Genomic DNA, 25,903 nt, shown 5'->3' on the forward strand with positions numbered 1-25,903 from the left:
CTGCTTAATTTACGTCATTAAATTCGTTCAAGTTATTTCTTGCAATCTGCCAAAAGGAAAAATAAATCGGGGGTAATCGCATAAGTCTTTTTCTATGATTGGGCAAAATTCACATATCTTTTATAATAGAAATAAAACTGAGAAGTGGAGGAATCAAAATGCGTTTTCTGCATACAGCCGATTGGCATGTTGGCAAGAATTTGAATGGCTTTGACCTGTTAGCTGACCAGCGAAAAGTCTTTAAACAGATCGAAAAGATCGCTCATGATCAGAAGGTGGACGCAGTGGTGATCGCTGGTGACCTCTATGACCGAAGTGTCCCCACTGAAGCCGCGGTTCACCAGCTCAACCAGGAACTTTACCAGTTAAACCTAGTTGACCACCTGCCGATCCTGGCCATTAGTGGAAATCATGATTCCGCTACCCGCCTTGGAACGGGGGCCGATTGGTTTGCCAAGGAGTCCTTTTATCTAAATACCACGCTAGAGGCCGCTTTTCACCCAGTGACAATTGCGGATACTGAGTTTTTCCTTCTGCCGTTCTTCGGAATCCAGGCAGTCCGGAACTTCTTTGGGGATGACAAAATTCGTGATATCAACGATGCGATGACGCGGATTGTCCAAGAAATGCAGAAAAACTTTGGGCCTGAAAAGCACCATGTCCTAGTAGCCCACTTCTTTGCCGCTGGAAGCAAACGGACCGCCGACTCCGAGACCACGATCGAGGTTGGGGGTCTTAGCGCGGTTGCCACTTCGACCCTGGCACCGTTTGACTATGTCGCCCTTGGTCACTTACATAATAAGAATGCCCTGCAAGAAGAACGAGTAAAGTACAGTGGTTCGCCGATGAAGTTTTCCGTCTCCGAAGCTAAGCAAGAGAAGGGCGTTTGGTTAGTGGATACCGCTCCGTTTACGGCTAAGTGGCTTCCACTAAAACCGGCCCACGACATCCACCTGTTAAAGGGGAGTTTTGCCGAACTAACGACCACCGCGGACGACCATGCCCGTGACGATTTCTACGACATTGAGCTGACCGACCATGAACGGATTCCAGACGTACTAAATAAGCTGCGGGAATATTACCCACGCATCGTCAGTCTGCACCGGGAGCACCAGGCCCAGGCGGTTGAGCAGCGGGCAAGTAAGAAGCGGGCCAAGGAATCTCCGCTGGACCTGCTGACGGACTTTTACCAGCAGACGATGGGGACGACAATGTCAAAGGAACAGCAACAATGGGCGGCCCAGGCCCTGGCGGATGTCAAAAAGGAGGATTAGGATGCGACCGAAAAAGATTGAGCTTCAGTATTTTGGCCCCTACGAACATGAGGTAATTGACTTTGATCGCTTTCGTGACCAGTCCCTCTTCCTCGTGGCGGGGAACACCGGGGCCGGTAAGACCACTATCTTTGATGCGATGTGCTACGCCCTGTTTGGTCAGACCACTAACGACAAATACCGGTCGGCAGCGGCCTTGCGGTCCGACTTCGCTCCGGCTAACCGTGAAACAAAGGTGACATTTACTTTTGTCCACCAGGGGAACGAATACCAAATCACGCGACGCCCGAAGCAGACCTTGCGGGGGCGGGGAGGAAAGCTTGTCACCCACAATCAGGCGGTGAGCCTCATTTACCCCTTGAATAGCAAGGAACCGCACGAGATTACGAAGATCAAAGACGCTGATAACTTTATTACCGACCTGCTTAACCTCACTAGTGACCAGTTTGCACAAATTGTCGTACTTCCCCAGGGTAAGTTTCGCCAGTTCCTCGATTCGGATAGCAACGCCAAGGAAAGCCTGCTCATGGACCTCTTTAACACCGGCCTTTATGACAAGTGGGCAGCTACTTTAGGAGAACGGTTGAGTAAACAGAAAAAAGTCCTGGACGACCAGCAAGTTAAGTTACAGACGCTCAAGGAGAACGTTTCAACTGTCGATCCCCAACTAAATGCTACTGATTGGGAGCAGGCCGCGTCTGCCGAGGTTACGAAACTCAATCAACATTTGACAGAACTCTCTAATCGGGTGCAGGCGCAACGCCAAAAGGCCACCGCCTTACACGACCAATTAAACGTGGAAAAGGAATTGCAGAGATACCTGGTTGAGCTTGCTAGCGCTAAAAAGGATGCCACTAAGCTTCAGGCCCAGCAGACAGAAATAACCACGATCGAGCAGCAGGTGGCCGCGTTGAAGTGGTTTCATACCCAGCAGCCAGCTTACCAGCGTTGGCAAGACGGGGAAAAGAAACTGGGGGAATTACAAAAGGCGATTAAGCAAAATCAGTCTCAGCAAGAAAAATTCACTACCGAGCAGGTAACCGCCACGGAGAAGACCCGGCAACTGAAAGCCCAACAACCAGAAATTGAGCGGGTCCAGGCAAGGGCAAGCGACCTGGTAGCCAAGTTACCGCTGTTTAAGCAGGTTGGCAAACTATCGACAACGGTGGACCAGCTGAACCACGACTTGACCACCGTCACCACCCAGGAGAAAAATACTGCTGACAAGCTGACTACCGCTAATGAACGATTGGCTGATTTGACGACTAAGCTTAGCGGTAAAGATGACCTGACAGCTGAACAGATTACGTTGACAGAGCGACAGGCCGACCACAAGCAGCTATTGCGGGAAGTTAAGCAATATGACAAGGTTAGCGAACAGCTACATCGAGAGCAATGGCAGCAGTTAACGGTCGAGCTTGAAACTGCACGGGGAGTAGCCAAGGAAAAGCAACAACAACTTGACGACCTCAACGATGCCTATGCGCGGCATCAGATTGCCGTTCTGGCCACGAGGCTGAAGCCCGGTTCGCCTTGTCCGGTTTGCGGAGCGACCGATCATCCGGCACCGGCGCACCTGGATGATCCTGGTGACCTGGTCAGTGATGCTGAGATCAAAGCGGCTACACAGGCAGCCCGGTCAGCACAGAACACGGTTAGCCAGCTGGCAGAACAAGTGAAGCAGAGTAAGGACCACTTTACCAGCCTTAATAGTCAGTTAGATGATTGTGGGCAAGTGATTGCTAAGTTGCTGGGTCTTACCAAGTTACCGGCCGACTGGCGGCAACAATCAGCTGCCCGTGGACAGCAGTTAACGCACGATCAGAAGGTACTAAAAGAGCGCCAACGGCAGTTTGATCGGTGGCAGCAGGAGCAGGCCAAAGTTCAAAAGCGGGTCAAGGATCTTCAAACTACTTTTGAGCAAGAGAAAGCAACGGTTCAACAGGCCCAGCAGGAACTGGTGAAACAACAAACCCTGTTGACCGAAAAGCAGGCAAATTTGCCGGCCAAGATCAAGGATGGCAAGACGGCCAAAGAACAAGTGAAGACCTGGCAACAGCAGGTTGAGGACTTTAACTACCAGCTCGAAAATGCGCAGAAAAAATTACAGCAAGCAACGAAGGATTTGGCCGTCAATAAGAGCCTGCTTCAGAAGAACCAGACGGATCGCGAACATGAAGAGGCCGTCCAGAAGAAACGAAAAGCTAACCTGACGAAGGCGTTAAAAGACTTTGATGCCAGCCGTGATTGGCAATTCTGGGAGCAAGCAACCGCACAGCTCTCCCAATTAGAGAGCCTGCAGGCGACGGTTCAGGATTACAAGACCAAGGTGCACGATAATGAGTTGCAACAGCAGCGACTGGTGGCCTTGATCAATGAGCGGCCAACACCTGACCTGAAAACAACGCGCCAACAACTTGACGCGGCTAATGACCAGCTAGAACATTGGCAGCAAGAATTAGGCCAAGTTACTTCTCAAAGGGATGACTTAGAGCAGATCCGCCAACAAGTGATCGCTCTCGTGGGGAAAAATGGTTTGCTGAACAAGAAGATCAACCAGTTGCAGACGTTGACCGACGTGATGACCGGGCGAACTGAAAACCACCTTTCCCTTGAGCGTTATGTTTTACAAGCCTATTTCCAGGACGTCCTCAGTGCCGCTAATGTTCAACTGGACCGTCTTACTAACGGCCGTTACCAGTTTGAGTTATCGCAGGAGAGTCACGGTGCCGGTGCCAAGTGGAGTGGGCTAGAAGTCAACGTTTATGATGATAATGCCGGGCGGACGCGGAGTGCGCGGACCCTTTCTGGTGGAGAGAGTTTTATGGCCTCACTCTCACTCGCCCTGGCCCTTTGTCAGATTATTCAGGAGCAAAGTGGGGGAATCACCATCGATGCCCTCTTTATCGATGAAGGTTTCGGCTCGCTAGACCAGCAGGCGTTGGAGGATGCTCTACATGCCTTGCAGGAGCTTGAGGGACACCGGATGATTGGAATTATCAGCCACGTGACTGAGCTAGAGGAGCAGATTCCCGACCAGTTACGAGTCACCTCAATTAATGGTCGAAGCAAAATCTCTTATCAGCACGATTTTCAGGCGTAAGCACCACTCGATTCTTGAAGGAGGGGGATAAGGATGACTAAAGTTACGACAATGGAAGAACTGATTAGTGCACTGCCAAGCACGGTTGATCCGGCCAAGTTTACAACGGACCTGTTACAAGCAATTGCTCGTCTACGCCGACGGCCACTGGATGTGTATTATGCTGGACCCCGGAGTCTGCGGGTTGATGGTGTGACGATGATGGTTGACCTCCAGCCGAAGCAGGCCGTGATCGTGCACTTCAATGGGCACCAGGTAAATGTGCGGGTACCTTTATAGTGATTACCACAATCGGCTAGGTGCGGCCAAAATGAGGCGGCCCTTTTCTGCTATAATGGCCTTAAACCTAAATAGTGAGGCGTTAAAATGGACGATACAAAAACCATCGCACAAATTCGGCAAACGCTTGAAGTATTACGGGTCCAGCACAACAACATTCATGGTTCACAAGAGCAGCAGTGGATTCAGGCCCATTTAACAGATGAAAGGTTACAAAAAATTGTCCTTAAATTATCACTTGTTGCCTTCCATACGCTCTCTGCTCTTGAAAATGAGGAAAAGACCGGGATTGAAATTGCTGAAGAAATAAATGTTACCCGTGGTGGGGTCACCCGGGCGGCCAAAAAGCTTCGCCAATATGGCCTGGTTAATACCGTTAAGCATCCTGATGACCGTAAAAAAATATACTATTCGTTAACCGCAGATGGCCGTGAATTAGCACTTGTCCATGATCGGTTACACCAAGCCATCAGGCGTGAACTGGTTGACAAGTTAACCGCTAAGTATTCAGAAAATGATCTGCAGATAGTTGCCAATTTTTTGAATGATTTTTACCGGCTAGAACAACAGTTTTAAATATCAAATGGGGGAGTAAGGCAGAAGTCGGTTACGACTTTTGCCTTACTCCCCCTTAGGATCTAGCACTTATTAGCGGGCAAAGTGGTGGGCATTATGACCGCCAACCATGCCACGGTAGCCAAAGTAGAATTGAACTGCCGCAATTACGACGTTAAACCAGTTCATTACAATGAACCAGCCCTCAACGCCACCGGTGTCATGGGCAACACAGTAATAAGTCCAGAATCCAAGCACAATTGCACAAACATTAATCCAAGCAAAGGTCTTTTGCAATCTTTGATCATCGAGCTTAAACCACATCCAGATTACATTGATAATAAACCAAATGGCCAAAACCCCAAATACAAAGTTAAACATAATGCACCCCTCCTTAGAGCGTTGTTGTGACAATCAATAACCGATCTTCATCGGTTACCTCTATTATAAACGGTATTATTTGTAGAAAGAATTTTATTTATCATCGTCAAACGTCTAAAATATAGGAGAAATTAATGTAGAGGAGCTGGAACAGTGAAAGTTACTTACCAGCAAAACAATAAACTACCAGCAGACGAAATTAGGATAAGTATTACCAGTCGAAGCCGCACACCTCAAGTTGAACACTTAATCAACTACCTAACCAACTTTGCCCAAAGTAAGGAAACTACCATCCCGATAAAAAGCGACGACCAGGTCTTGATAGTAAAAACAGCCAATTTACTAATGGTTGAAGTTAACCAACACGAATTAACCTTTTATACAATTGACCGTACGATCACCACGACCGGTAAACTCAAGGATATTCAAGAACGACTTAACGATCCCAAGTTCATCCAGGTCTCGCGCCACGCCATTATCAATATGGACTATTTACAATCAATTGAAAACGGCTTTTCCGGAACCATGATTGCTAAACTATCCCATAACATCAAAACATCAATTAGCCGGCGATTTGTACCGATAATTAAAGAATACTTAGGATTGTAGGTGAGCAGAATGCAAAAATTATTTCGACGCTTTTGTACGGGGATCGGGTTTGCGGCGACGACTTACCTCGTTATGTTGACGCTGCAGTTTCAAAGAACAATGCCAACCATGCGCAATACCACCAGTGTGCTAATTGTCGGTGGACTGATTGGTCTTTTGAGCCTGATCTTTGATACGGATTTAAGCTACCTAGCCGCGTTGCTAACCCATTTCATTCTCACGGTTATCTTGGCTTCAATAATGATTGCGATTAACCACTGGCACTTAAACCTTGCTAGTTTTTTAATGATCGTCCTAATTTACGTAATTATTTGGGGGATTACACGGATCAACCAAGATCACGATGTTCGGCAAATAAACCAGAAATTGCGTAATCGCAAGTAAGGGTCCTTCCCAAAGTAGAGCCGTGGGGAATTATGATTGGTCCGGTGCCAACAATTCCAGTGGGGCAATTAGCTGACTAGCCGTTAAAATTTCCGAAAAGTGGTCCACACTTTCTGGGTGCGGATTATTCAACCATGCTAAAATCAGTCCCATCAGCCCGTCGACAATCAGCACCAGAGCATAGTGGCGGGGAAGGCGGTCTGTGAAGTGGGCATTGTACAGGTCAACCCGGGTGTCGATTTCTCTAGCGACCAGCTCCCACAGCTGCCGGTTAAAGTGGGCATCCCCGTTTGCCGAAAGCAGGGCCCGAAAAAGCTGCCGCTCCTGGTTAATTAGGGTTAAAACATTTGTTAACAAGACGGTATACTGCTTCCAAAGGGCCTGTTTGTTACTAAGGTCCTGCATGAAGTGACGGTGATCCTCAGCGAAGGCGGCCTTTAACCGGGCAACCAATTGCTGCTCTAGTTGGTCGCGAAGGTCGTACTTATCCGTAAAATGGGTATAAAAGGCCCGCCGGCTTATTTGAGCTGACTTGATAAGCGCACTGATTGTCAATTGTTCAAAGGGCCGTTGCGTCAGTTCCTTAACAAAGGCCCGCTTGATCTGTTCGTGTGTCCTTCGCCAGCGTAAATCGTTCTTAGACATTGGCATTACTGAATTCTCCTATCTTTATTGCACAGTTTAACTTTTATTATAAATTGTATCCAGTGCGGTAATTATTTACAATGTGGAGATTAAATGAAGGGACTGACAGTAATGAAAAATATTGTTCTATTAGGTGGTAACGGTTATTTAGGCCGTAATTTCACCCAAAATTGGCTAAAGCACGATCAGGATAGCCACTTTTACGTTTTATCCCGCTCCGGTAAGAATTCACTTGCCACCCCTGCCATTACTAATCTCCAAGTCGATGTAACTGACTAGCAGGCGGTCCTTAACGCCACCCCGAGCCGGGTTGACCTTATCGTGGATTTTGTCGGTGCGCCTAGCAATGATCCCCAGGAATTTAAAAAGTTAAACCAGCAGCCGGCCCAGGTCATGCGGGCGGTGGCCGAAACAAGAAATGTCCGGGCCATGGGCTTTATCGGCGGGACGCTGGGTCCGAAGAAATTTACCAGTACCAAAAAAGAGTTGATTAAGTACCTACAGGCTAGTTCGGTACCGTTGGCTTACGTTGAACCAACCCTGGTATACGGCGCAGGGCGGAAGGATAAGATGACCCGTAATGTCCCCCTGCTTAAGTTCCTGGGGATTTTCTCAGCTAAGTTTAAGCCGGTCCTCGTCGGGGAGGTCGTGGAAAAACTACGTCAGCAATTAATTAGCCAAGCAAAGGACTAGGTTACCATACGGTCAGTGAATGCTCACTTATAATAAATAAGTATTTTACATTCAGCTGCTATCCCGCTAAACTAGTTATAAATCAGATAAAGGAGCGGTTAACTATGGTAAAAACACTTGTTTTATACTACTCAGCAACTAATACCACCAAAAAGGTGGCTGAAAAGGTCGCCCAAAGGCTCAACGCTGACATTGCACCGGTTCAGGCCGCTCAACCATACACGGACGCCGACCTGAATTGGCACGATCCTAAAAGTCGTACTTCTATTGAGCAACACCAGCACAACAGCCGGGTTGCAATTAACGCCGCTGACCTACCGGACATTAGTGGCTACGAAAACATTGTGATTGGCCACCCCATCTGGTGGGGAATTCCGCCGCGGATGATCAGCAGCCTAATTGACCATCTTGACCTCAACGGTAAGAACCTAGGATTGTTTGCCACTTCGGGTGGTAGTAACTATGACCGTTCGCAAAGCTTTGTTGAGCGAACCGTTAAGGAAAATAACTATGACACCCACGTTAATGCAGGGGCGGTTTTAAATAATGACGGCCAAATCGACCAGTGGCTTGGTCAACTTAACTTTAATTAAGACGAAAAAGGCCTTAAGTGCCCGGAAATTTCCGAACACTTAGGGCTTTTTCTAATGCTGATAGTGGTTCCAGTAGTCGGCTAGGTACTTACTCGTCAGGCTTACCGGGTGCTTAATTAAGCTTTGCGGGGTCCCTGAGGCAACTACCCGGCCCCCATTTTTCCCACCACGCGGGCCCAGGTCCAGTACGTAGTCCGCATTGACAACTAGGTTAAGGTCGTGCGTGATCGTGATAATCGTGGCTCCCCGATCAAGTAATTGTTGAATGACTCCTACCAGAGTCTTAACATCCAACGGGTGGAGGCCAATCGTCGGTTCGTCAAAGACAAACAGCGTGGTAGCCTGGTTGTGGTTGAGGTGCTTAACTAGCTTTAAGCGTTGGGCTTCACCACCAGACAGGCTGGGGGTGCTTTCACCGAGGTGGAGGTAGTCCAGGCCAACTTCTTGCAGTAATTTAAGTTCACGTTCAATCTTAGGAACATCTTTGAAAACCGGCAGGGCCTGGCGAATATCCAACTTCAAAAGGTCAACGATCGAATAACCATGCCACTTCACCGCTTGTACTTGCTGGTTATAACGGTCCCCGTTGCAGACCGGGCAGGTTTGCTGCATGTCCGGCAAAAATTGGATATCCAGCGTGACGATTCCGGCACCACCACAATTGGGGCAGGCGCCTTGCTTATTGTTATAAGAGAAGTAACTAGGGGTATAATGCTTCTCCTTAGCTAGGGGTTGGGCCGCAAACAACTTCCGCAGGTTATCCATAATGCTGGTATAGGTGGCAACCGTTGAACGTTGGGTTTTCCCAATTGGGGCGGCATCGACACTAACTACTTCCTTGAGCGGCGACTTCAGCTGGCGAACCTGCTGGGGAAGGGGCTGGCCAGTATTTTTGGCCTTAATTGCGGGAATTAGGCTATCTAAAATCAAGCTGGTTTTCCCGGCACCGGAGAAACCGGTAATTGCACTCAGGCGGTTAACCGGTAGGGCGGCGTGCACGTCTTTAAGGTTATAGTAATCGGCAACTTCAAAGTCAATTTTTTGCTCACTTGGCTGACTAGCGACCGAGCGGGCCATTAAGTCCGCGGTCCCCTTAAGATAAGGACCAATCTTGGAGGCCGGGTTGTCAACAATTGCCGCCGGTGTTCCTTGCGCGATCACTTGACCGCCCTGGTCGCCAGAGCCGGGGCCAATTTCGATAATCCAGTCAGCATGTTTAATGATATCGACATTATGGTCAACAACCACGAGTGAATTCCCCTGCTGAACAAGCTCATGGAAGACGTTTAGCAGTCCGCTGATGTTATCAGGGTGGAGACCAATTGACGGTTCATCGAGTACGTATAAGACACCGGTAGTTTGTGTCCGCAGTGTCCGGGCTAGTTGAATCCGCTGTAATTCACCGGTCGACAGGGTATTACCATTCCGCGACAGGGTTAAGTAGTCTAGCCCCAATTCCAGAAGCGGACGGAGGTTATCATCAAATTCTTTAAAAAGACTGTTTGCCATCTTATTCATGTTGGCAGGGAGGGAAGCTAGTACTCGAGCCTTCCAGTCCCTTAATTCACCCAAGGTAAGGTTGCTGACTTCGGCAATGTTAAGCCCCCCAGCCAGCTGCTTCAAAAGTTCGGGGCGGAGCCGGGTACCATGGCAAACTGGGCAGGTGGAGTAATGGAAGAACTCACTAATCCGCTTCTGGGCCCGTTCACTTTTACTTGACTTGGCCGATTCCAGTACGGCGGCGTGGGCGTTTTCATAAAGGGCGTTAAAATCGTGGAAAACCCGGCCGGTCCCCGAACGGAAGTCCATTTTGAATTTTTGCTGGGGCCCGTTTAAAACGAAGTCCTTTTCCCGGGCAGTTAGGTCCTTATAGGGAACGTGAATACGAACCCCCGCCTGTTCAGCAACATTAGGCATAAAATTACGGCCGGGAAGGTGCCAAGAAGCGACGGCCCCGTCAGCAAGGCTCAGATTTTCGTCACCAATTAGCTTACTGTCGTCAATTTCACGGACCTGTCCAGTTCCCTGGCAGTTCGTACAGGCACCGTCAGAGTTAAAGGCAAAGTCCTCGGCGCTAAAGGCCTGAAACTTGGTACCGCAGACAGGACAGGTCAGCTCCCCCATACTGCTATCGGACCGACTCATCGTCTCAGCGATCGCCAGGCTTGGCTGGAGCCGGTGACCATTAGGGCAGACCGGTGCTCCCAATCGTGAAAAAATTAACCGAATGACGTTAAAGATTTCACTCATCGTTCCTACGGTCGCCCGCTCTGAGGGGATACTAGGACGCTGGCGGAGGGCCAAGGCTGATGGAATGTGCTTAACACTAGTCACTTCGGCCTGGGCACCGAGCTTGATTCGCCGGCGAGTATAAGTAGACAGTGCTTCAAGGTAGCGGCGGGAACCTTCTTCATACAGGATCCCCATCGCAAGCGAGCTTTTTCCGGAACCGGACAGGCCGGAAATGGCAACCATTTTATGTAGCGGAATATCAATATCGACATTTTTGAGGTTGTGGACCTTTGCGCCACGAACTTCAATTTTAGTTGGTACACTATTCACCAAACCAACTCCTTTTGTTAGTAACTGGCTACTATTATAGTATTTTCAATTTTAAAAGGGGAACAAGACCATTGGCCCTGCTCCCCGTTTTAGAATTATTCATGGTAATTATGCGCTAAGAACGCCGACATCGATTGTGGATCGTGGCCGGTAATGTGTTGGAAATCATTAGTAACCCCATCCATTAGACCGCGTGCGGCCGCATGGTACATGGAGGCCAACTCATCACCATCCCCTTCGGAACGGTAAATATCCGCAAATTCCTGCAGGCTGGTCGGGGCATACCCAATCGGTTTCCCGGTGACCTTAGTCATGATTGTGCTTAGCTCCACCATGTTGTAATTTTGCTTCATCGTCAGCAAATAGTTTTGCCCTTGGTCACGCAGGTACTCCTTAACGGCCACGTTGGCAATTGCCTCGGCACTATCTTGGCGACTGATGAAGGACATCGCCTGGTTACCAACCGGGTAGATCACGTTATGCCGTTGAATCAGCTCTGGGAGGTAGGGTACTAACGGATCAGCATATAGGGCATTCTTAATGACGGCATAGCCAAACGGTGAACTAGCCAGCCGGGCCGGTAAATAGGCGTAGTAACCGGCCATCTGGAAGGGGCTGTTATACTGGTCAGCAATAAAGCTGACGTCCACGATATCCTTAACCTTGGCGGCCTTCATCGCCGTTAGGGTATTTTCAAATTCATTAATCCGTCCCTGGACATCGTAAGTCAGGCTCGGGATGTAAATTAAAACATCCACGCCGCTAAAGGCGGTCGTCATCGTAGCAACATTAGTATAGTCGATTGCGGTGATTTCATAGCCGGCCTGTTGGAGGGCTGCCGCCTTAGCCGGGGTGTGGACCCCTAAACGAATCTCCTCTTTGGGAACCAACTTTGCTAATTCAGTAACAACCTTACTGCCTAGGTGACCGGTCGCGCCGGTAATAAAATACTTCATTTTCGATTACTCCTTTCGCTGTAGTGCTTCCTTTTGTGCTTGCTTAACCAGGATCGTATCAATGACATCCTGCAAGGTAATGCTGGCTAACTTCGCGTCAGCTGCCACTTCGGCCTGGTGGTAAAACTCCGTTAATGTTGATTGGATATTACCACCGACAATGCATTCGGGAGCCGTCTTTTCATCGATTGTAAAAAGGTGTTTATCCGGTCCCTCAATTGCTAGGAAAACGTCATACAAGGAAATATCACTTGCCGAACGTGCGAGGTTCGGATCAGCAGAACCATGAACGGTCCGGATTAGGCCGGCCTTGCTCAGGGCACTCATTAAACGGCGGACAACCACCGGTGAGGTCTCAACACTTCCGGCAATGTTCTCGCTAGTTAGCGGCACCTTTCCTTTATAAATTGAAATAAACGCTAGAATATGGATACTGTCACTAAAACGAGTTGAAACACGCATCTATCATCCATCCTTTCAAAAATAATTGTAACTCTAATCGTTACAATTTTCTAGAGAAAAATCAGATTAATCAGTGACGTTTGACTCACTATACCCGTATTAGCGTAAAGCTAGCAGGAAATTTCATGAAACTTTTATTGTTACTGTTGACCAATATTGGTTGGCTCTTAGCCACCAGTCAACCGAAAAAACGGTATAATATTAGCCAGAGACAGTTGTAAAGGAGACTAATAATGAAATTTATTTCGTGGAACATCGATTCAATTAACGCGGCACTGACCGGAACTTCGACGCGGGCCGGTGAAACGCGGGAAGTCTTACAAAAAATTGACGACCTCAAGCCCGATGTCGTGGCGATTCAGGAAACCAAGCTTTCGAAGAATGGCCCCACCAAGAAGCACTACCAGGCACTTGATAAGCTTTTCCCGGGCTATCAAGTTGCCTGGCGAAGTTCGGTTGAGCCAGCCCGAAAAGGGTATGCCGGGACCATGTACCTTTACCGTGACCAGTATGATCCTAAGGTTACCTACCCGACGATTGGCGCTCCAGAACCGATGGATGAGGAAGGGCGAATCATTACCCTTGAATTCCCCGACTTCTATGTCACCGAAGTTTACACGCCTAATTCCGGGAACGGTTTAAAGCGGTTAGCCGAGCGGCAGGTTTGGGATGACCACTACCGGGCCTACCTACAAGAACTCGACCAACAAAAGCCGGTCATCGCGAGCGGCGACTTTAACGTAGCCCACGAAGAAATCGACCTGGCTCACCCGGCGAATAATCACCATTCAGCCGGTTTTACCGACGAAGAACGGGAGCGCTTTACTAAACTCCTTAACGCTGGCTTTACTGATAGTTTCCGTTACCTGCACCCCGACCAAACCGGCGCCTATTCGTGGTGGGCTCAACGGGTGCTGACCAGTAAGCAGAATAATTCTGGATGGCGGATCGACTACTGGCTAGTTAGTGACCGGTTAGCCGATAAGCTTCAGGATTCTTCAATGATCGACAGTGGTCAACGGCGTGACCACACGCCAATCATGCTCGACATTGACCTATAATTAAAAAAACGGCTCCAAACACTCGGTCAAACCCGAATGCTTGGAGCTGTTTATTTATTTCGGTTAAAGGCTAGCCTCCTGCTTACTGCGGCGGCCACGTTTAATCAGCTTCTTAATTAAGACAAACATGGCGATAACAACGATAATTGCGATTACCGCACCAATAAGCCGCTTATCGTTGTGCTTGAAGAGGGCATCGCCCCCGAAAGCATAGATGAAGGAAGTTGGCGCCATTCCAATTACAACTGCTACCAAATAGCGTACCCAGCTCACCTTCATGCGGGCACCGGCGTAGTTAACCAGAACACTTGGAATCACCGGTACCATGAAACCGATGGTTAGACCGACGAGGGGGTAGCGTTGGTTTAGCAGGTAACTCAAGAGCTTGGACTTTTTGGAAAGCTTTGATAGGTCAATTTTATGAATAATACTCATGACGCCGCAGTTTCCTAAGATGTTACCGATCCAGTTAACAATGAAGCCGACCACCGGGCCGTAACAGAGGCCGGTAAATATGCAGACAAAGGAATTAGACATCCCGGGGATGGCATTAAAGGTTGCAATCAACGCCAGTAGTAGCAGCATATTTTTAATACCATGGCTACGGATCAGCTGCATCAGGATAACCTTATTGTGTGCGTTCATGTGGGTCAGTAAGAATATTTCTGGTCGATAATCCCGGTAAATAAAATAAATCAGGATTAGCGAAACAATTACCCCGGCAGTAATTAAAAGGGGCTTATTAAGTTTTTTGGTCATAGTTACTCCTCCGTTGGGGTGCGAAAGCCGGCTTGGGTGAAAAGTTGACAGAGCGTCCGTCGTAACAGTGGATCGTGGGCATAAAGGTAAGTGCCGTAAACACCCCGTTTAAATAGGACGTTTAACGAATTCATGATCATCCGCTCTTCCAGTGCCCGAATTGTTTGGGGGTCAGTCAGGTCGGCCCGCTTTTTAAATGCCTCACTATCGGTATACTTATCAAGGTTAATTTGTAATTGATTCGTACCGGGGATCTGGCTAATCGGCGGCCCAATGATAATTCCCGTGTAGTTAAGGTCAAAGCCCTGGCAGGTATAAATTGATCCTACTTCATCAATCGTTTGCGGTAGTTCTGCCCAGGGAGTCACCGTATAGTTGTACTGGTCCCAGGGCATTTTAAACTGGCCCTCTTTAATGTAGTGCTTGCCACCGTCCAGTGTCGATGGGTAACCAGAAGTAGAAAGGATCCGTGACAAACCAACCTCCTGATTCCGCCGAACAATTGCCTGGCGCATGGCTTCCGCATCAGCATAGATTCGAAAGTCGTAGTGGTCACGAGCATTCGAGGGGAGGGGAGTTAGTTCGTAATCATTCATAAAATGGTTAAACCAATCAACTAGCTCATCACTCGCCGTCATCCGAAACATATGGTGAAGATGGTACTCCCGATGCGGGTATTGGTCAGTAATTTTTCTTAGTCGTTCCGGTGTCCACAGGCTTTTCATTCGTAAAACCTGGTACTGGTCAAAGACAATGATAATCACTTTGGCCCGCTTAATAAGCTCAACTAACTGGTTATCATGATAAAAGTTATTGTAATGGTCCGGCTTAGACAGCAGTAGGTGGGCCTCGTCAATTACCGCCACGTCAAAGTGCTGATGACGCTTATCCAACTGATTAATCAGTGAGGTGGGGCGGGCAAAGTCCTTTTTATATAACTCCGGGCGTGCCCCGGCAATCTCACGGTAGACCTTTAAAATTTCCGGGTGGTTGACCACAAAGTAGTTGGTTGTGCCATAAAAGGCGGACTGTTGATCCCGCCGGGCGGCAGTCTGAATTCGGTCAAACAGCTGGGAGAGGACCACACTTTTGCCGGTGCCCGCATCGCCAAAGATTGTGTAAATTGCTGGATAATCAGCATTCAAGTGGGCGCGGGTAAAGTCCAAAATATCATTGACCAGTGCCGCCTGTTCGGTCGTTAAGTTTTTAAGCGGTGATAGTTTTTCAACCGCCGCATTCTCAATATCCCCCATATCAATTGGCCCCTCATTTCGAAATTAACGCTAAGATTAATGGTAGCGAAATCTATCCAGTTCGTCAATTTAACGTTAGCAAGTTTTCGCCGGCTTGTGAAAAGTGGTAAAATATTATTATTGAAACTATAAGTAAAGGAGTGGCGATAGATGAATCGGCATCCAGATTATCTATTGAATGAAGTGAATGAACCCGCGGATATAAAGGGGATGTCACTTGATGAATTAAAGCAACTTGCCCGTGAGATGCGTCAACTGGTCCTCGAGCGTGATTCGGCGATCGGTGGACACGTGGGTCCTAACCTTGGCATTATGGAATTGACCATTGCATACCACTACGTCTTTAATTCTCCTCACGACAAGGTAATCTGGGACGTTTCACACCAAAGTTATCCGCACAAGATGTTAACGGGGCGGAAACTAGGCTTTTTAGACCCTGATCACTACGAGGATATCTCCGGCTTTACTTCACCCGAAGAAAGTAACCATGACTTCTTCGAGATTGGTCACACCTCAACGTCCATCTCATTAGCAGTCGGCTTAGCCCAGGCCCGTGACCTCCTCAAGCCCCACTCTAAGGATAATATTGTGGCCGTTATCGGGGATGGTTCCCTTAGTGGTGGCCTGGCTTTTGAAGGATTAAATAACGCGGCCAAGCTTAACTCTAACCTGATTATCGTCGTGAATGATAATCAAATGTCCATCGATGAGGACCAGGGTGGCCTTTACAAGGGGTTAAAAGAGCTTCGTGATACCGATGGCCAATCGGCAAATAACATTTTTAAGTTTATGGGGCTTGACTACCGCTATGTTAAAGCGGGAAATGATCTCAAGACAATGATTGAAGCCTTCAAAGATGTTAAAGACATTGACCATCCAATCGTCCTCCACGTCAATACTCAAAAGGGTAAGGGCTATGCGCCGGCGGAAAAGGAAAAGATGCTTTACCACTGGCGGCAACCATTTGACCTTAAGACCGGTAAGGCAAAGCAGGAAGCGACCGGAGAAAACTACAGTGATGCGATCCTGGAGGAATTAGACCGCCAAATCCAAGCTGGTGAACCGATTGTAGCGATGAACGCCGCTATTCCGGGTGTCTTTAATTTGAAGAAGTTCCAAGCTAAGCATCCCCAACGTTATTACGATGTTGGGATTGCGGAACAAGATTGTATCAGTACCGCGGTAGCAATGGCCGCAGCCGGGGCACGACCAGTCGTTTTCCAAAACGCGACCTTCCTCCAGCGGGCATACGACCATTTGATTCATGATATGGCCTTAAACGATTCACCAGTAGTGATGATTGTTCGTGGCGGAACCATTGCCACTGAGTCGGCAACCCACCAGGGATCATTTGATATTTCAATGATCAGTGACCTGCCAAACATTGAATACCTTGCACCAACCAATGTTGAAGAATTACTTTCAATGCTCCGGTGGGCGATTAAGCAAACCGATCAACCGGTAGTTATCCGTGAACCAGAAAAGCCACTGCTGCATGGTAAGGCGACCCAGGACGATTATAGCAATATCAAGTATGACATTGCCCACCACGGTAGTGAAGTGGCCATTATGGCGGTCGGTGACTTCTGGGAACTCGGTCAGCAGGTATGTGCCGAACTACAAAAGAAGCTAAACGTCGATGCCACCCTGATTAATCCAAAGTCAGTTACCGGAATCGATGCCGATGTTTTGCATCACTTATCGGAAAACCATGACGTCGTCGTTACCCTTGAAGATGGTAACCTTAGTGGTGGCTTTGGTGAAACCATTGACCGTTACTACGGACCAACACCGATGAAGGTATTGAACTTTGGTGCCCCTCGTGAGTTTGCGGATAATGTTCCACTGGATGTTCTTTATGAGTGGTACCATCTAACACCTAAACAAATTGTCGATGATATCGAAAGAGTTATTCATTCGCTGTAAAGTAAAAATTTAAAGTAATAGAACCATTCGGAATTTCCTAGGAAATTCTGAATGGTTCTTTTTATATTATTGTTCTTTTAGTTTACGTTCCACCATCGTAGGATCGGCCTTGCCGGGGTTTAATTCCACTAGTTTTCCGGAAGCAATGTAGATGACCCACTCGGCAAGGTTGACGATGTGGTCACCTGATCGTTCCAGGTAGCGGATGACCGCAAGATAGTCGCTGTAAGTTTTCACATTGCCCCCCGCCTTGGCTAGGGCATTTAGAATAGCCTGTTGCTGCTGGACATAGATCATATCAACACGGAGGTCCTCGTTAGCAACCTCGTAGGCGGCCTGTTCATTTATTTGGGCATAGGCATCTAAAACCTGTTCCAGCATTTCACGGACGATCATCATCATCTTTTCGATTTGCCCTTCAACTTGTTCATTGTGTTCCCGGTCGCTCAGGTTGATTGCGGCCCGGGCAATGTGGGTAGCGTAGTCACCGAGCCGTTCGATATCGCTACTGGCCTTTAAGATGCTGATAATCTTACGAAAATCACTGGCAACTGGTTGTTGGAGGGCCATCAGCTTAAGGGCCTCCTTCTCTAGGTTGACCTCCTCATTGTTAATCTTATTATCTGTAGTCAGGACCTGGTTAGCGAGGTCGGAATCATGCTCCGTAAAGGCCTTAGTTGCTTGGTAGATCTGCTCACTAGCATCGATTCCCATCTCCATGAAGTGGCCACGGAGACGTCTTAGTTCATCATTAAAAATCGCACCCATATTTTTCCTCCTAACCAAACTTGCCGCTCAGGTAGTCGGCCGTTTGCTGTTCATGCGGATTCATAAAGATTGTGGCGGTCTTATCGAATTCAATTAGGTGCCCCTGGTGCATGAAGGCGGTCCAGTCTGCCGAGCGAGAGGCCTGTTGCATATTGTGGGTCACCATGATGATTGTAAACTGCTCCTTTAATTGTACTAGAGTATCCTCGATCTGCGAAGTCGAAACTGGGTCGAGGGCGCTGGTCGGTTCATCCAGCAGAATAATTTCCGGCTGGACCGCCAGTGTACGGGCGATACAGAGCCGCTGCTGCTGCCCACCAGAAAGAGCCAGGGCACTGGATTTGAGCTGGTCCTTTACCTCATCCCAGAGGGCGGCCTGGCGGAGGCTTTCCTCGACCCGTTGATCAAGGACGTGCCGGTCCTTTTCGCCGGCTAGACGTAGGCCGTAGATTACGTTCTCGTAGATTGACATTGGAAAGGGGGTCGGCTGCTGGAAGACCATCCCGATCCGTTGCCTAACCCGGTAGACGTTGACCTTCGGCTGGTTGATGTTGACACCGTGGAAGTTGATTTCCCCGGTTACCGTGGCGAGGTCGTCGTTCATCCGGTTGAGGCTCCGCAGGACGGTTGATTTCCCCGAACCTGAGGCCCCGATCAGAGCTGTAATCTGGTGCTGGGGGAATTTGAGGTTGATATCATAAGCGACGTGCTTATCACCGTAAAAGACCTGGAGATTCTTTGCTTCTAGGGCCGAGTTTGTTTGCATTCTTTTACTCCTCACTTTGCTAGGTGACGTTTAATCCGGTACCCGACGTAACGGGCGATCAGGTTAAATAACAGGATGGTGATGATTAAGACCGCGGCAGAACCGTTGGAGACAGCCCGGGCGTCAGGGACCAGGCCCTCACTGTTAACCTTCCAGATGTGGACCGCGAGCGTTTCTGCGAGCCGCATGGGGTTAAGAAAACTGGTCGGGCTAAACGGGTTCCAGTCGGTATAGTTAATCACTGGGGCGCTTTGACCGGCAGTGTAAATTAGGGCGGCGGCCTCACTGAAGATCCGGCCGGCGCTTAAGATGGCTCCGGTGAGAATCCCGGGGAGGGCGGCTGGTAGGACAATCTTAGTGGTGACCCGCCACTTGGCCATTCCCAATCCCAGGCCGGCCTGACGCTGGAGGTAGGGGACCTGACGGAGGGCGGCCTCACAGCTACGGGTCAGGATGGGGAGGTTGAGGATGGTCAACGCCAGGGCACCGGCAAGAATGGAGAAGTCCAGGCCAAATTTCAAAACAAAGACCAGGTAGCCGAACAAACCAACAACCACGGAGGGTAGGGAGCTTAAAACCTCAATTGCCAACCGGAGTAGGCGGGTCCGCCGGTTATCCGGGGCGTATTCACTGAGGTAGATCGCTGCACAAAGGGCGAGGGGGACGGAGACGATCAAGGTCAAGACGACAAGATAGAGGGAGTTGAACAGCTGGTCACGGATCCCACCACCGGCCGTGAATGATTCCGCACCGCTAGTCAAGAAGTGCCATGAGATATGGGGGATACCCTGGGCGAGAATATAGCCCAGCAGGCTCAGGATGACTAGGCCCACGATTCCGGCCAGTCCCAGGATGACCCCCGTGGCAATTTTATCAACGCGTTCAGGTGACATTACGCGGCTCCTTTCTTACTTACTAAGTGGATCAGCAGGTTAAAGACGAGTGACATTAGCAATAGGATGAGGGCTAGGGACCAGAGGGCGTTGTTATCCGTGGTCCCCATGACCGAGTTACCGATCCCGGTGGTCAGGACACTGGTGAGGGTGGCTGAAGACTCAACCAGCTCCTTTGGCATGACAGCCGTATTACCGATCACCATTTGAACGGCTAGTGCCTCACCGAACGCCCGGGCCATCCCAAAGACTGCGGCAGTTAGGATACCATCCTTGGCACTGGGGATGATAACGCGGGAGATGGTCTGCCAGCGGGTGGCGCCTAGTCCGGCGGAAGCCTGTCGGTACTGCTTGGGAACGGCGTTGAGGCTGTCGACGGTCATCGAAGTCATGGTTGGCAGGATCATTAAGAAGAGAACCCCGGTTGCGGCGAGAATCCCAAAGCCGGTCCCACCAAAGAGGCGTTGTATTTCGGGAACAATAATGGTTAGTCCTAGGTACCCATACACCACGGAGGGTACCCCGACGAGGAGCTCGATCAGGGGCTGGAACAGGCTGGTCGTTTTCTTGGGCAGGATTTCGGTAATCGCCACCGCTACCACCAGGGCCAGGGGAAGAGCGATGATTCCGGCCAGGATGGTGACACTAAAGGAAGTCGTGATCATGGGGAGGGCGCCGTAGTGCTGGTGGCCGGGTTGCCAGTCGGCCTGTGAAAGAAAATGCCAGACAGAAACATCGTTGTCGGTAAACAGGGCAATCCCCTTAATGGTCAAGAAAACGAGGATGGCAAGGACTAGACCACCGATCAGGATGATAGCGAGGGAGCTAACGATCTTGCCCATCCATTCCTGACGACTCTCAGGTGATGGCTGGGTTAGTTGGGTTTTGAAATTATCCATGGACTTACTCCTTTTCCTGAATTCTTCCAGCGGCATCTTTTTGGACCTGCATATCGTGGATATTGACGTAGTGTGCCCGTTTTACCAGGGTCTGTTGGACTTGCTTAGACTGCATGTAGTTGATGAATTGCTGGGTGGCCTTAGTTGGCTTTCGCTGGGTGTACATGTGCTCGTACGACCACAGCGGCCAGCGGTTAGTGGTGATGTTCTTGGCTGTGGCCGCAACCCCGGCGATCTTCAGGGGCTGGACCTGTGAACTAAGGTAGGCAGCTGAGATGTAGCTGATGGCACCCGGTGTCCGGGCCACGATCTCCTTGACCGTTCCGTTGGAATCCTGTTCCTGAGCATTGATTGAGCGCTGCCCCTTTAAGACCACCTGCTCAAATGTTACCCGGGTACCGCTTCCGGCCGCCCGGTTGATTACGGTAATCGGAAGATCTGGTCCGCCGAGTTGGCGCCAATTGTTAACTTGTCCGATATAGATCTGACGGAGTTGGGCAAGGGAAAGGTCCTTAATTCCCAGGTCACGGTTGACAATGGGAACGATTCCTGAAACCGCCACGAGGTGGTCCTGAAGTTTTCGTTTATCAATACCGTCCTTTTGTTCAGCGAAGATATCCGATGAACCGACATCGACGGCGCCGGCCTGGACCTGGCTCAAGCCGGTCCCCGAACCGCCACCCTGGACGGTGATACTGGCTCGAGGGTTAACTGTCCGGTATTCATTGGTGACAGCTTCTGCTAGTGGTTGGAGGGCACTAGACCCAACAATCGTTACTTTTGATAACGACGGTAACTTTTTAACAGCGGTCCAGCCAATTCCGAGGCCGCCAATAATCACTGCAGTGATGATGATTGTAATAATTCTCTTCATCGCCAATACTCCCTCTAGTTGTTTTCGTTAATTTCCTATGGTACAAATAGAGAATAGCAATGCACTGTAAATATTTAATCTTTTTATTGTAAAAATTATGTAAACTCTGGAGGAAGAGATGACCGACCGATTTTTGCTAATGGGGCAAAACGCTGACCTAATCACCCGCTTAGACCGACTTAGTAAGCGGGCTGCCTGGACATTTGACCAAGTGACGACCCCAACCGGCCTAGTAGTTGAATTAGATCATAAGCGGCCGGCCGGAATATGGTGGGACCTTGATGCATCCACCCTCGATACGGCAATTGCCACGATGACTTTGGTTCGTCCCCAAGTGCACGGACCAATTATCGCCTTTACCACTAAAATAACTGAACGAATCCAGCGGAAGCTGTACCAGGCACGGGTTGACGACGTGGTCACCTTCCCATTTACGGACCGTGTTTTACGGGCGCTGATTAAACAGCGACTCTGGCTCTACCAACAGGTACAGGATTCAACGCCAAAAGTTCTAACGAAAACGGCTTCACCGCGGGTAATAACTATCGGTCACTGGCAGGTAGATTATCAAAACTACCGAGTCCTAAAGAATGATTTACCGGTTGAGCTGACCCCGAAGGAATTTCAACTGCTGTCATATCTGATTGACCACCGCAACCAGGTTCTCAGTCGTGACCAGTTGGTTAATGGTGTTTGGGGTTACGATATCCTCAATACATCGCGAATTGTCGACATCCATATTAGTCACCTCCGGGATAAGCTGGAGAATGATCCTCACCATCCGGTTCACCTGTTGACCGTGCGGGGTTTCGGTTATAAATTAGCGGAATGATTTAATATTTGAACACGTGCATTGGTTACTCCTCACCGTATTTATTAAGTGAAGTCTAAATGATGAGGAGAATCAGTGTATGAAAAAAGCATCTTTAAGGGTAACACTGACTGCTTGCACGGCAGTAGCATTAATCGCCGCGGGTGGTCACGCCTTAGCCGATAGTCAGCTGACCACCACCCCGGTTAGTGAGTCCAGCACGATCCAGCAGGAAATGGTGAGCCGGGAGATTACGGTTGTTGACCCCGATGGCCAAGCAACGGTTATTAACCAGACCGCTAATCCCAGCGGTAATGATGAGACCGCCATTTGGGCACCATATTTTCCACCAGCGTATGACGGATACTGCCCATCACGAACTTATTTACCGGGTCAAGTAGTTACCTCCAAAACGAAGTCTACTAAGGTCAAGATTACTTATCACCCGGCTTCAAAGGGAGACCTCGTCGAAGGACCACTTGTCTTTATACTTGACGACCTTTCTGGTAAAGAAAGTCAACGCGTCGTTTCAACTTCGACTAATGAGCAGGGGATCGTTAAGCTTCCCGCCGTACCGGAAGGGTGGGAATATGTTAATGCGGACCAACTACCGGATAGCTTCCAGCACCACCGCAGGGGTAACGATAAAATTTACCACCTCCTAATTCAGAAAAAGAGTCCGGTGCCAACCAGCAAGAAACTTGTTCGAACGATTATCTTGCATCTACCGGATGGTGATCAAACAATTACGCAGACCGTCACTGCGACCAAGAAGGGGACTAAGTGGACAGTCGAGCCTTTTAAGGAATATCAAGTACCAACTAAGGAGGGGTACACTGCCTCGCAGACCACAGTACCAACCTTGGTTTTACCAGTAAACAAGCTTGATACTAAGCTGCCAGCGATTGAGGTTAACTACCAGGTAGATAAGGGGACCGGTAAAGAACAGGAACAGAATAAGGATCAAGGAGATAAGGATAAGGAAAAAGAAAAGGAACCATCCTCATCCATTACTGATGGCAAACAGCAGCAACAAGAAACGACCAAAGAGGAGCAAGATAAGAGCACACCGACTGAGCAGCCAGGAAAACATGAACCAGCTGACCCAGTTGAACATCAGGAAAACACTAAACACCCCACAACGGTAGAGGAGCCAAAACGTCCGGTAACTCCTGCCATAAAGGATAACCAAGTGATTGAAAAGAAGCCTGGACAACCTAATACACCAACGACCAACCGGCCCGAGAAAACGACTCCTAACAAGGAAGCTGATCAGGGACAGCACCAAAAGCCGGTAATTAGTAAACCAGCTGAGCAGCCAGGAACCAGTAACCAGAATAGTCACTCCCAGGAACCAACAATTAATAGGCCTACTGACAAGCAACAAGACAATTCCACCAATCATTTACCTGCTGATCCACTACAGCCAATTACGCTCGGGCCGGAACAACCGACCGCCGAAATGGATGATCCCGAATTAAAAACTAAGTTAGCGCAGTTGCAGGCGCCACTAAATCAGCTGGCAGATGAGAGCAACATGAATAATCAAAGGGTCTTACCACAGACTGGTAATCAGCACAATTTAATTTCAACCCTGCTCGGCGCCGTAATCATAGCGTTGGTGGCGCTTACTCGCCTGCTAACGTTTAACAAAAAATTAAACAACTTACGATAAAGGCTTGCATTTCTCATATTCTCATAGTAATCTAATATTATACTAAAGGAATTGGAGGAAATAGTAATGCAATTATTAGTCTTAAGTTCGCCACTTTGTTACACCTCCACCACAACCACAACGTTTTAAGTGTGGTTGGGGATTATTCAATATTCCTTGAATACTGTCAATTAACAGCTATCCAAAGCTTCGACCACATTTGCCGATTAACCAGCATCTGTGGTGGGGTTTTGGGTAGCTTTTTTAATGGAGAAAGAGAGGTAATTTAGTATGGCGATGGATGAGAAAGTCAAACTAAGACGGACGATGACGCCCGGACAAATGGAAATGATCGCGATTGGGGGAACTATCGGTAGTGGTCTGTTTATGGGGGCCACGTCAACGATTAAATGGACGGGGCCGTCAGTCTTACTGGCCTATGCCTTTGTTGGTTTAGTCCTCTATGGGGTTATGCGGGCACTTGGTGAAATGGTGTACGTTAACCCCGGGACCGGATCCTTTGCCGATTACGGTGATAAGTATATCCATCCGTTTGCTGGTTACCTAACGAAATGGAGTAACATCTTCCAATTCATTATTGTGGGGATTTCGGATATCATCGCCATGAGTCAGTACCTCAACTACTGGTGGCCTAAATTACCCGATTGGATCTCCGGGCTGGTTGTTATCGTAATGTTGACTCTGGCTAACCTTGTTTCTGCTAAGGCTTACGGACGGCTAGAATTTTGGTTTGCGATGATCAAAGTTGTAACGATCATTGCAATGATTATCTTAGGGTTACTAGTAATTGTAGTCGGACTCGGTAACCACTGGCACCCAGTTGGGATTTCGAACATGTGGACGCACGGCGGTTTCTTCACCGGCGGCTTCATGGGCTTTATGTTCTCAATGTCAGTTATTGCTGGTTCATATCAAGGAATTGAATTACTAGGGATTACTGCTGGTGAAGCGGCTTCCCCACGTCACGCCATTGTTAAGTCAGTTAAGTCAGTTATTTGGCGGATCTTAATCTTCTACATCGGTGCTATCTTTGTGATTGTTTCAATCTATCCATGGAACCAACTAGCAGCCGTTGGATCACCTTTCGTTGAAACCTTTACGAAAGTCGGGATTACTGGTGCGGCCGGCATTATCAACTTTGTTGTTTTGACCGCTGCATTATCTGGTGCCAACTCAGGAATTTACAGTGCCAGCCGGATGCTGTTTAAGCTGGCAATTGACGGTCAGGTGCCGAAGTTTTTCGGTAAGCTTTCCAAGCGAGTGGTTCCAAACGTCGCCGTGGTAACGATCGCTTTCTGGATTTTTGTTGGTTTTGCAGTAAATTCACTCTTAACGGTCGTAAGCAAGAGTGCAAGCAACATCTTCGTGGTGGTATATAGTTCTAGTGTGTTACCAGGGATGGTACCGTGGTTTGTTATCCTATTAGCCGAGTTGAATTTCCGCAAGCAACATGCCAAGGACCTAGTTGATCACCCATTCAAGATGCCACTTTTCCCAGCTTACAACTACTTCAGTCTGGCGGCCCTAACGGTTATTCTAATCTTCATGTTCTTTAATCCTGATACCCGGGTTTCCGTTTCGGTCGGTGTTATCTTTATCATTATCATCTGGCTATTGTTCCTGCGGCAACGGAAACGCGACGCTGCAATCGCTAAGTGAACTACTCAGCCATAAATGACCGAGCTTCTGGGAACACGAAGTAGTATTTAGGATATTGTATCA

At 48.7% G+C, this 25,903-nt stretch carries 26 protein-coding genes; 14 read left to right on the forward strand and 12 right to left on the reverse strand.

Annotated features, from left to right (window positions below; genetic code table 11):
- The first annotated feature begins 158 nt into the window (after positions 1 to 158).
- The 4 genes from ACI31H_RS07660 to ACI31H_RS07675 all read left to right on the forward strand — a co-directional run bounded on the left by ACI31H_RS07660 (position 159) and on the right by ACI31H_RS07675 (position 5,232).
- A complete protein-coding gene (locus ACI31H_RS07660; RefSeq protein WP_439771390.1) occupies positions 159 to 1,274 on the forward strand; it encodes an exonuclease SbcCD subunit D in 1,116 nt (371 codons plus the stop codon).
- A gap of 1 nt (position 1,275) precedes the next feature.
- Positions 1,276 to 4,377, forward strand: a complete 3,102-nt coding sequence (locus tag ACI31H_RS07665; protein ID WP_439771391.1) for an AAA family ATPase — start codon at positions 1,276 to 1,278, stop codon at positions 4,375 to 4,377.
- A 33-nt stretch (positions 4,378 to 4,410) separates the two neighbouring features.
- A complete protein-coding gene (locus tag ACI31H_RS07670; protein WP_439771392.1) occupies positions 4,411 to 4,656 on the forward strand; it encodes a hypothetical protein in 246 nt (81 codons plus the stop codon).
- A gap of 87 nt (positions 4,657 to 4,743) precedes the next feature.
- The gene (locus ACI31H_RS07675; protein WP_439771393.1) at positions 4,744 to 5,232 is read left to right on the forward strand and encodes a MarR family winged helix-turn-helix transcriptional regulator; all 489 of its coding nucleotides are present in this window, start codon (positions 4,744 to 4,746) and stop codon (positions 5,230 to 5,232) included.
- Between the two features lie 72 nt (positions 5,233 to 5,304).
- Here ACI31H_RS07675 and ACI31H_RS07680 read toward each other — a convergent pair whose 3' ends face one another.
- On the reverse strand, positions 5,305 to 5,592 hold the full coding sequence (locus tag ACI31H_RS07680; RefSeq protein ID WP_439771394.1) for a hypothetical protein: 288 nt from the start codon (positions 5,590 to 5,592) through the stop codon (positions 5,305 to 5,307).
- A 153-nt stretch (positions 5,593 to 5,745) separates the two neighbouring features.
- Here ACI31H_RS07680 and ACI31H_RS07685 point away from each other — a divergent pair, with 153 nt between their 5' ends.
- Positions 5,746 to 6,201 (forward strand): LytTR family DNA-binding domain-containing protein, encoded by a 456-nt coding sequence (locus ACI31H_RS07685; protein WP_439771395.1) that lies wholly within the window; start codon positions 5,746 to 5,748, stop codon positions 6,199 to 6,201.
- 9 nt (positions 6,202 to 6,210) lie between these two features.
- The gene (locus ACI31H_RS07690) at positions 6,211 to 6,585 is read left to right on the forward strand and encodes a DUF3021 domain-containing protein (RefSeq protein WP_439771396.1); all 375 of its coding nucleotides are present in this window, start codon (positions 6,211 to 6,213) and stop codon (positions 6,583 to 6,585) included.
- 30 nt (positions 6,586 to 6,615) lie between these two features.
- On the opposite strand, the gene ACI31H_RS07695 is transcribed toward ACI31H_RS07690, so the two are convergent.
- Positions 6,616 to 7,236: a TetR/AcrR family transcriptional regulator gene (locus tag ACI31H_RS07695; protein ID WP_439771397.1), complete on the reverse strand. Its 621-nt coding sequence runs from the start codon at positions 7,234 to 7,236 to the stop codon at positions 6,616 to 6,618.
- Positions 7,237 to 7,341: 105 nt separating this feature from the next.
- Here ACI31H_RS07695 and ACI31H_RS07700 point away from each other — a divergent pair, with 105 nt between their 5' ends.
- The 3 genes from ACI31H_RS07700 (at position 7,342) to ACI31H_RS07710 (ending at position 8,516) form a co-directional block, all read left to right on the forward strand.
- A complete protein-coding gene (locus ACI31H_RS07700; protein WP_439771398.1) occupies positions 7,342 to 7,509 on the forward strand; it encodes a hypothetical protein in 168 nt (55 codons plus the stop codon).
- 42 nt (positions 7,510 to 7,551) lie between these two features.
- Positions 7,552 to 7,923, forward strand: a complete 372-nt coding sequence (locus ACI31H_RS07705) for an NAD(P)-dependent oxidoreductase (protein ID WP_439771399.1) — start codon at positions 7,552 to 7,554, stop codon at positions 7,921 to 7,923.
- Positions 7,924 to 8,027: 104 nt separating this feature from the next.
- Positions 8,028 to 8,516: a flavodoxin gene (locus ACI31H_RS07710; RefSeq protein WP_439771400.1), complete on the forward strand. Its 489-nt coding sequence runs from the start codon at positions 8,028 to 8,030 to the stop codon at positions 8,514 to 8,516.
- Positions 8,517 to 8,567: 51 nt separating this feature from the next.
- Here the strand turns inward: ACI31H_RS07710 and ACI31H_RS07715 are convergent, their stop codons facing one another.
- The 3 genes from ACI31H_RS07715 to ACI31H_RS07725 all read right to left on the reverse strand — a co-directional run bounded on the left by ACI31H_RS07715 (position 8,568) and on the right by ACI31H_RS07725 (position 12,496).
- Positions 8,568 to 11,078, reverse strand: coding sequence for an ATP-binding cassette domain-containing protein (locus ACI31H_RS07715; RefSeq protein WP_439771401.1), 2,511 nt, complete (start codon positions 11,076 to 11,078; stop codon positions 8,568 to 8,570).
- A 95-nt stretch (positions 11,079 to 11,173) separates the two neighbouring features.
- The gene (locus ACI31H_RS07720; protein ID WP_439771402.1) at positions 11,174 to 12,034 is read right to left on the reverse strand and encodes an NmrA family NAD(P)-binding protein; all 861 of its coding nucleotides are present in this window, start codon (positions 12,032 to 12,034) and stop codon (positions 11,174 to 11,176) included.
- A gap of 6 nt (positions 12,035 to 12,040) precedes the next feature.
- Entirely contained in the window at positions 12,041 to 12,496 is a 456-nt protein-coding gene (locus ACI31H_RS07725; RefSeq protein ID WP_439771403.1) for an Rrf2 family transcriptional regulator, read from the reverse strand.
- Positions 12,497 to 12,729: 233 nt separating this feature from the next.
- On the opposite strand from ACI31H_RS07725, the gene ACI31H_RS07730 reads away from it, so the two are divergent.
- Positions 12,730 to 13,557 carry an exodeoxyribonuclease III gene (locus tag ACI31H_RS07730; RefSeq protein ID WP_439771404.1) on the forward strand — a complete coding sequence of 276 codons (828 nt, stop codon included), beginning with the start codon at positions 12,730 to 12,732 and terminating at the stop codon, positions 13,555 to 13,557.
- A 63-nt stretch (positions 13,558 to 13,620) separates the two neighbouring features.
- Here ACI31H_RS07730 and ACI31H_RS07735 read toward each other — a convergent pair whose 3' ends face one another.
- Both ACI31H_RS07735 and ACI31H_RS07740 read right to left on the reverse strand, forming a co-directional pair.
- A complete protein-coding gene (locus ACI31H_RS07735) occupies positions 13,621 to 14,316 on the reverse strand; it encodes a TVP38/TMEM64 family protein (RefSeq protein ID WP_439771405.1) in 696 nt (231 codons plus the stop codon).
- Positions 14,317 to 14,318: 2 nt separating this feature from the next.
- Positions 14,319 to 15,569, reverse strand: a complete 1,251-nt coding sequence (locus tag ACI31H_RS07740; protein ID WP_439771406.1) for a DUF2075 domain-containing protein — start codon at positions 15,567 to 15,569, stop codon at positions 14,319 to 14,321.
- Between the two features lie 150 nt (positions 15,570 to 15,719).
- On the opposite strand from ACI31H_RS07740, the gene ACI31H_RS07745 reads away from it, so the two are divergent.
- Positions 15,720 to 17,495, forward strand: coding sequence for a 1-deoxy-D-xylulose-5-phosphate synthase (locus ACI31H_RS07745; RefSeq protein WP_439771407.1), 1,776 nt, complete (start codon positions 15,720 to 15,722; stop codon positions 17,493 to 17,495).
- A gap of 66 nt (positions 17,496 to 17,561) precedes the next feature.
- Here the strand turns inward: ACI31H_RS07745 and phoU are convergent, their stop codons facing one another.
- The 5 genes from phoU to ACI31H_RS07770 are packed head-to-tail and all read right to left on the reverse strand — an operon-like array spanning position 17,562 to position 21,695.
- Positions 17,562 to 18,263, reverse strand: a complete 702-nt coding sequence (gene phoU / locus ACI31H_RS07750) for a phosphate signaling complex protein PhoU (RefSeq protein WP_439771408.1) — start codon at positions 18,261 to 18,263, stop codon at positions 17,562 to 17,564.
- Between the two features lie 10 nt (positions 18,264 to 18,273).
- Positions 18,274 to 19,029 (reverse strand): phosphate ABC transporter ATP-binding protein PstB, encoded by a 756-nt coding sequence (gene pstB, locus ACI31H_RS07755; protein WP_439771409.1) that lies wholly within the window; start codon positions 19,027 to 19,029, stop codon positions 18,274 to 18,276.
- Positions 19,030 to 19,040: 11 nt separating this feature from the next.
- Positions 19,041 to 19,922, reverse strand: a complete 882-nt coding sequence (gene pstA / locus ACI31H_RS07760) for a phosphate ABC transporter permease PstA (protein ID WP_439771410.1) — start codon at positions 19,920 to 19,922, stop codon at positions 19,041 to 19,043.
- Entirely contained in the window at positions 19,922 to 20,821 is a 900-nt protein-coding gene (pstC, locus tag ACI31H_RS07765) for a phosphate ABC transporter permease subunit PstC (RefSeq protein WP_439771411.1), read from the reverse strand. The genes pstA and pstC overlap by 1 nt, the downstream gene beginning before the upstream one ends.
- A 4-nt stretch (positions 20,822 to 20,825) precedes the next feature.
- The gene (locus ACI31H_RS07770) at positions 20,826 to 21,695 is read right to left on the reverse strand and encodes a phosphate ABC transporter substrate-binding protein (RefSeq protein ID WP_439771412.1); all 870 of its coding nucleotides are present in this window, start codon (positions 21,693 to 21,695) and stop codon (positions 20,826 to 20,828) included.
- A gap of 118 nt (positions 21,696 to 21,813) precedes the next feature.
- Between ACI31H_RS07770 and ACI31H_RS07775 the strand changes: the two genes are divergently transcribed.
- The 3 genes from ACI31H_RS07775 to ACI31H_RS07785 all read left to right on the forward strand — a co-directional run bounded on the left by ACI31H_RS07775 (position 21,814) and on the right by ACI31H_RS07785 (position 25,840).
- Entirely contained in the window at positions 21,814 to 22,527 is a 714-nt protein-coding gene (locus tag ACI31H_RS07775) for a winged helix-turn-helix domain-containing protein (RefSeq protein ID WP_439771413.1), read from the forward strand.
- Positions 22,528 to 22,606: 79 nt separating this feature from the next.
- The gene (locus ACI31H_RS07780) at positions 22,607 to 24,181 is read left to right on the forward strand and encodes an LPXTG cell wall anchor domain-containing protein (protein WP_439771414.1); all 1,575 of its coding nucleotides are present in this window, start codon (positions 22,607 to 22,609) and stop codon (positions 24,179 to 24,181) included.
- Positions 24,182 to 24,457: 276 nt separating this feature from the next.
- Positions 24,458 to 25,840 (forward strand): amino acid permease, encoded by a 1,383-nt coding sequence (locus tag ACI31H_RS07785; RefSeq protein WP_439771415.1) that lies wholly within the window; start codon positions 24,458 to 24,460, stop codon positions 25,838 to 25,840.
- Positions 25,841 to 25,903 lie beyond the last annotated feature (63 nt).

The organism is Limosilactobacillus sp. (genome assembly GCF_051873035.1).
In the GTDB taxonomy this organism is placed as follows: Bacteria; Bacillota; Bacilli; order Lactobacillales; family Lactobacillaceae; genus Limosilactobacillus.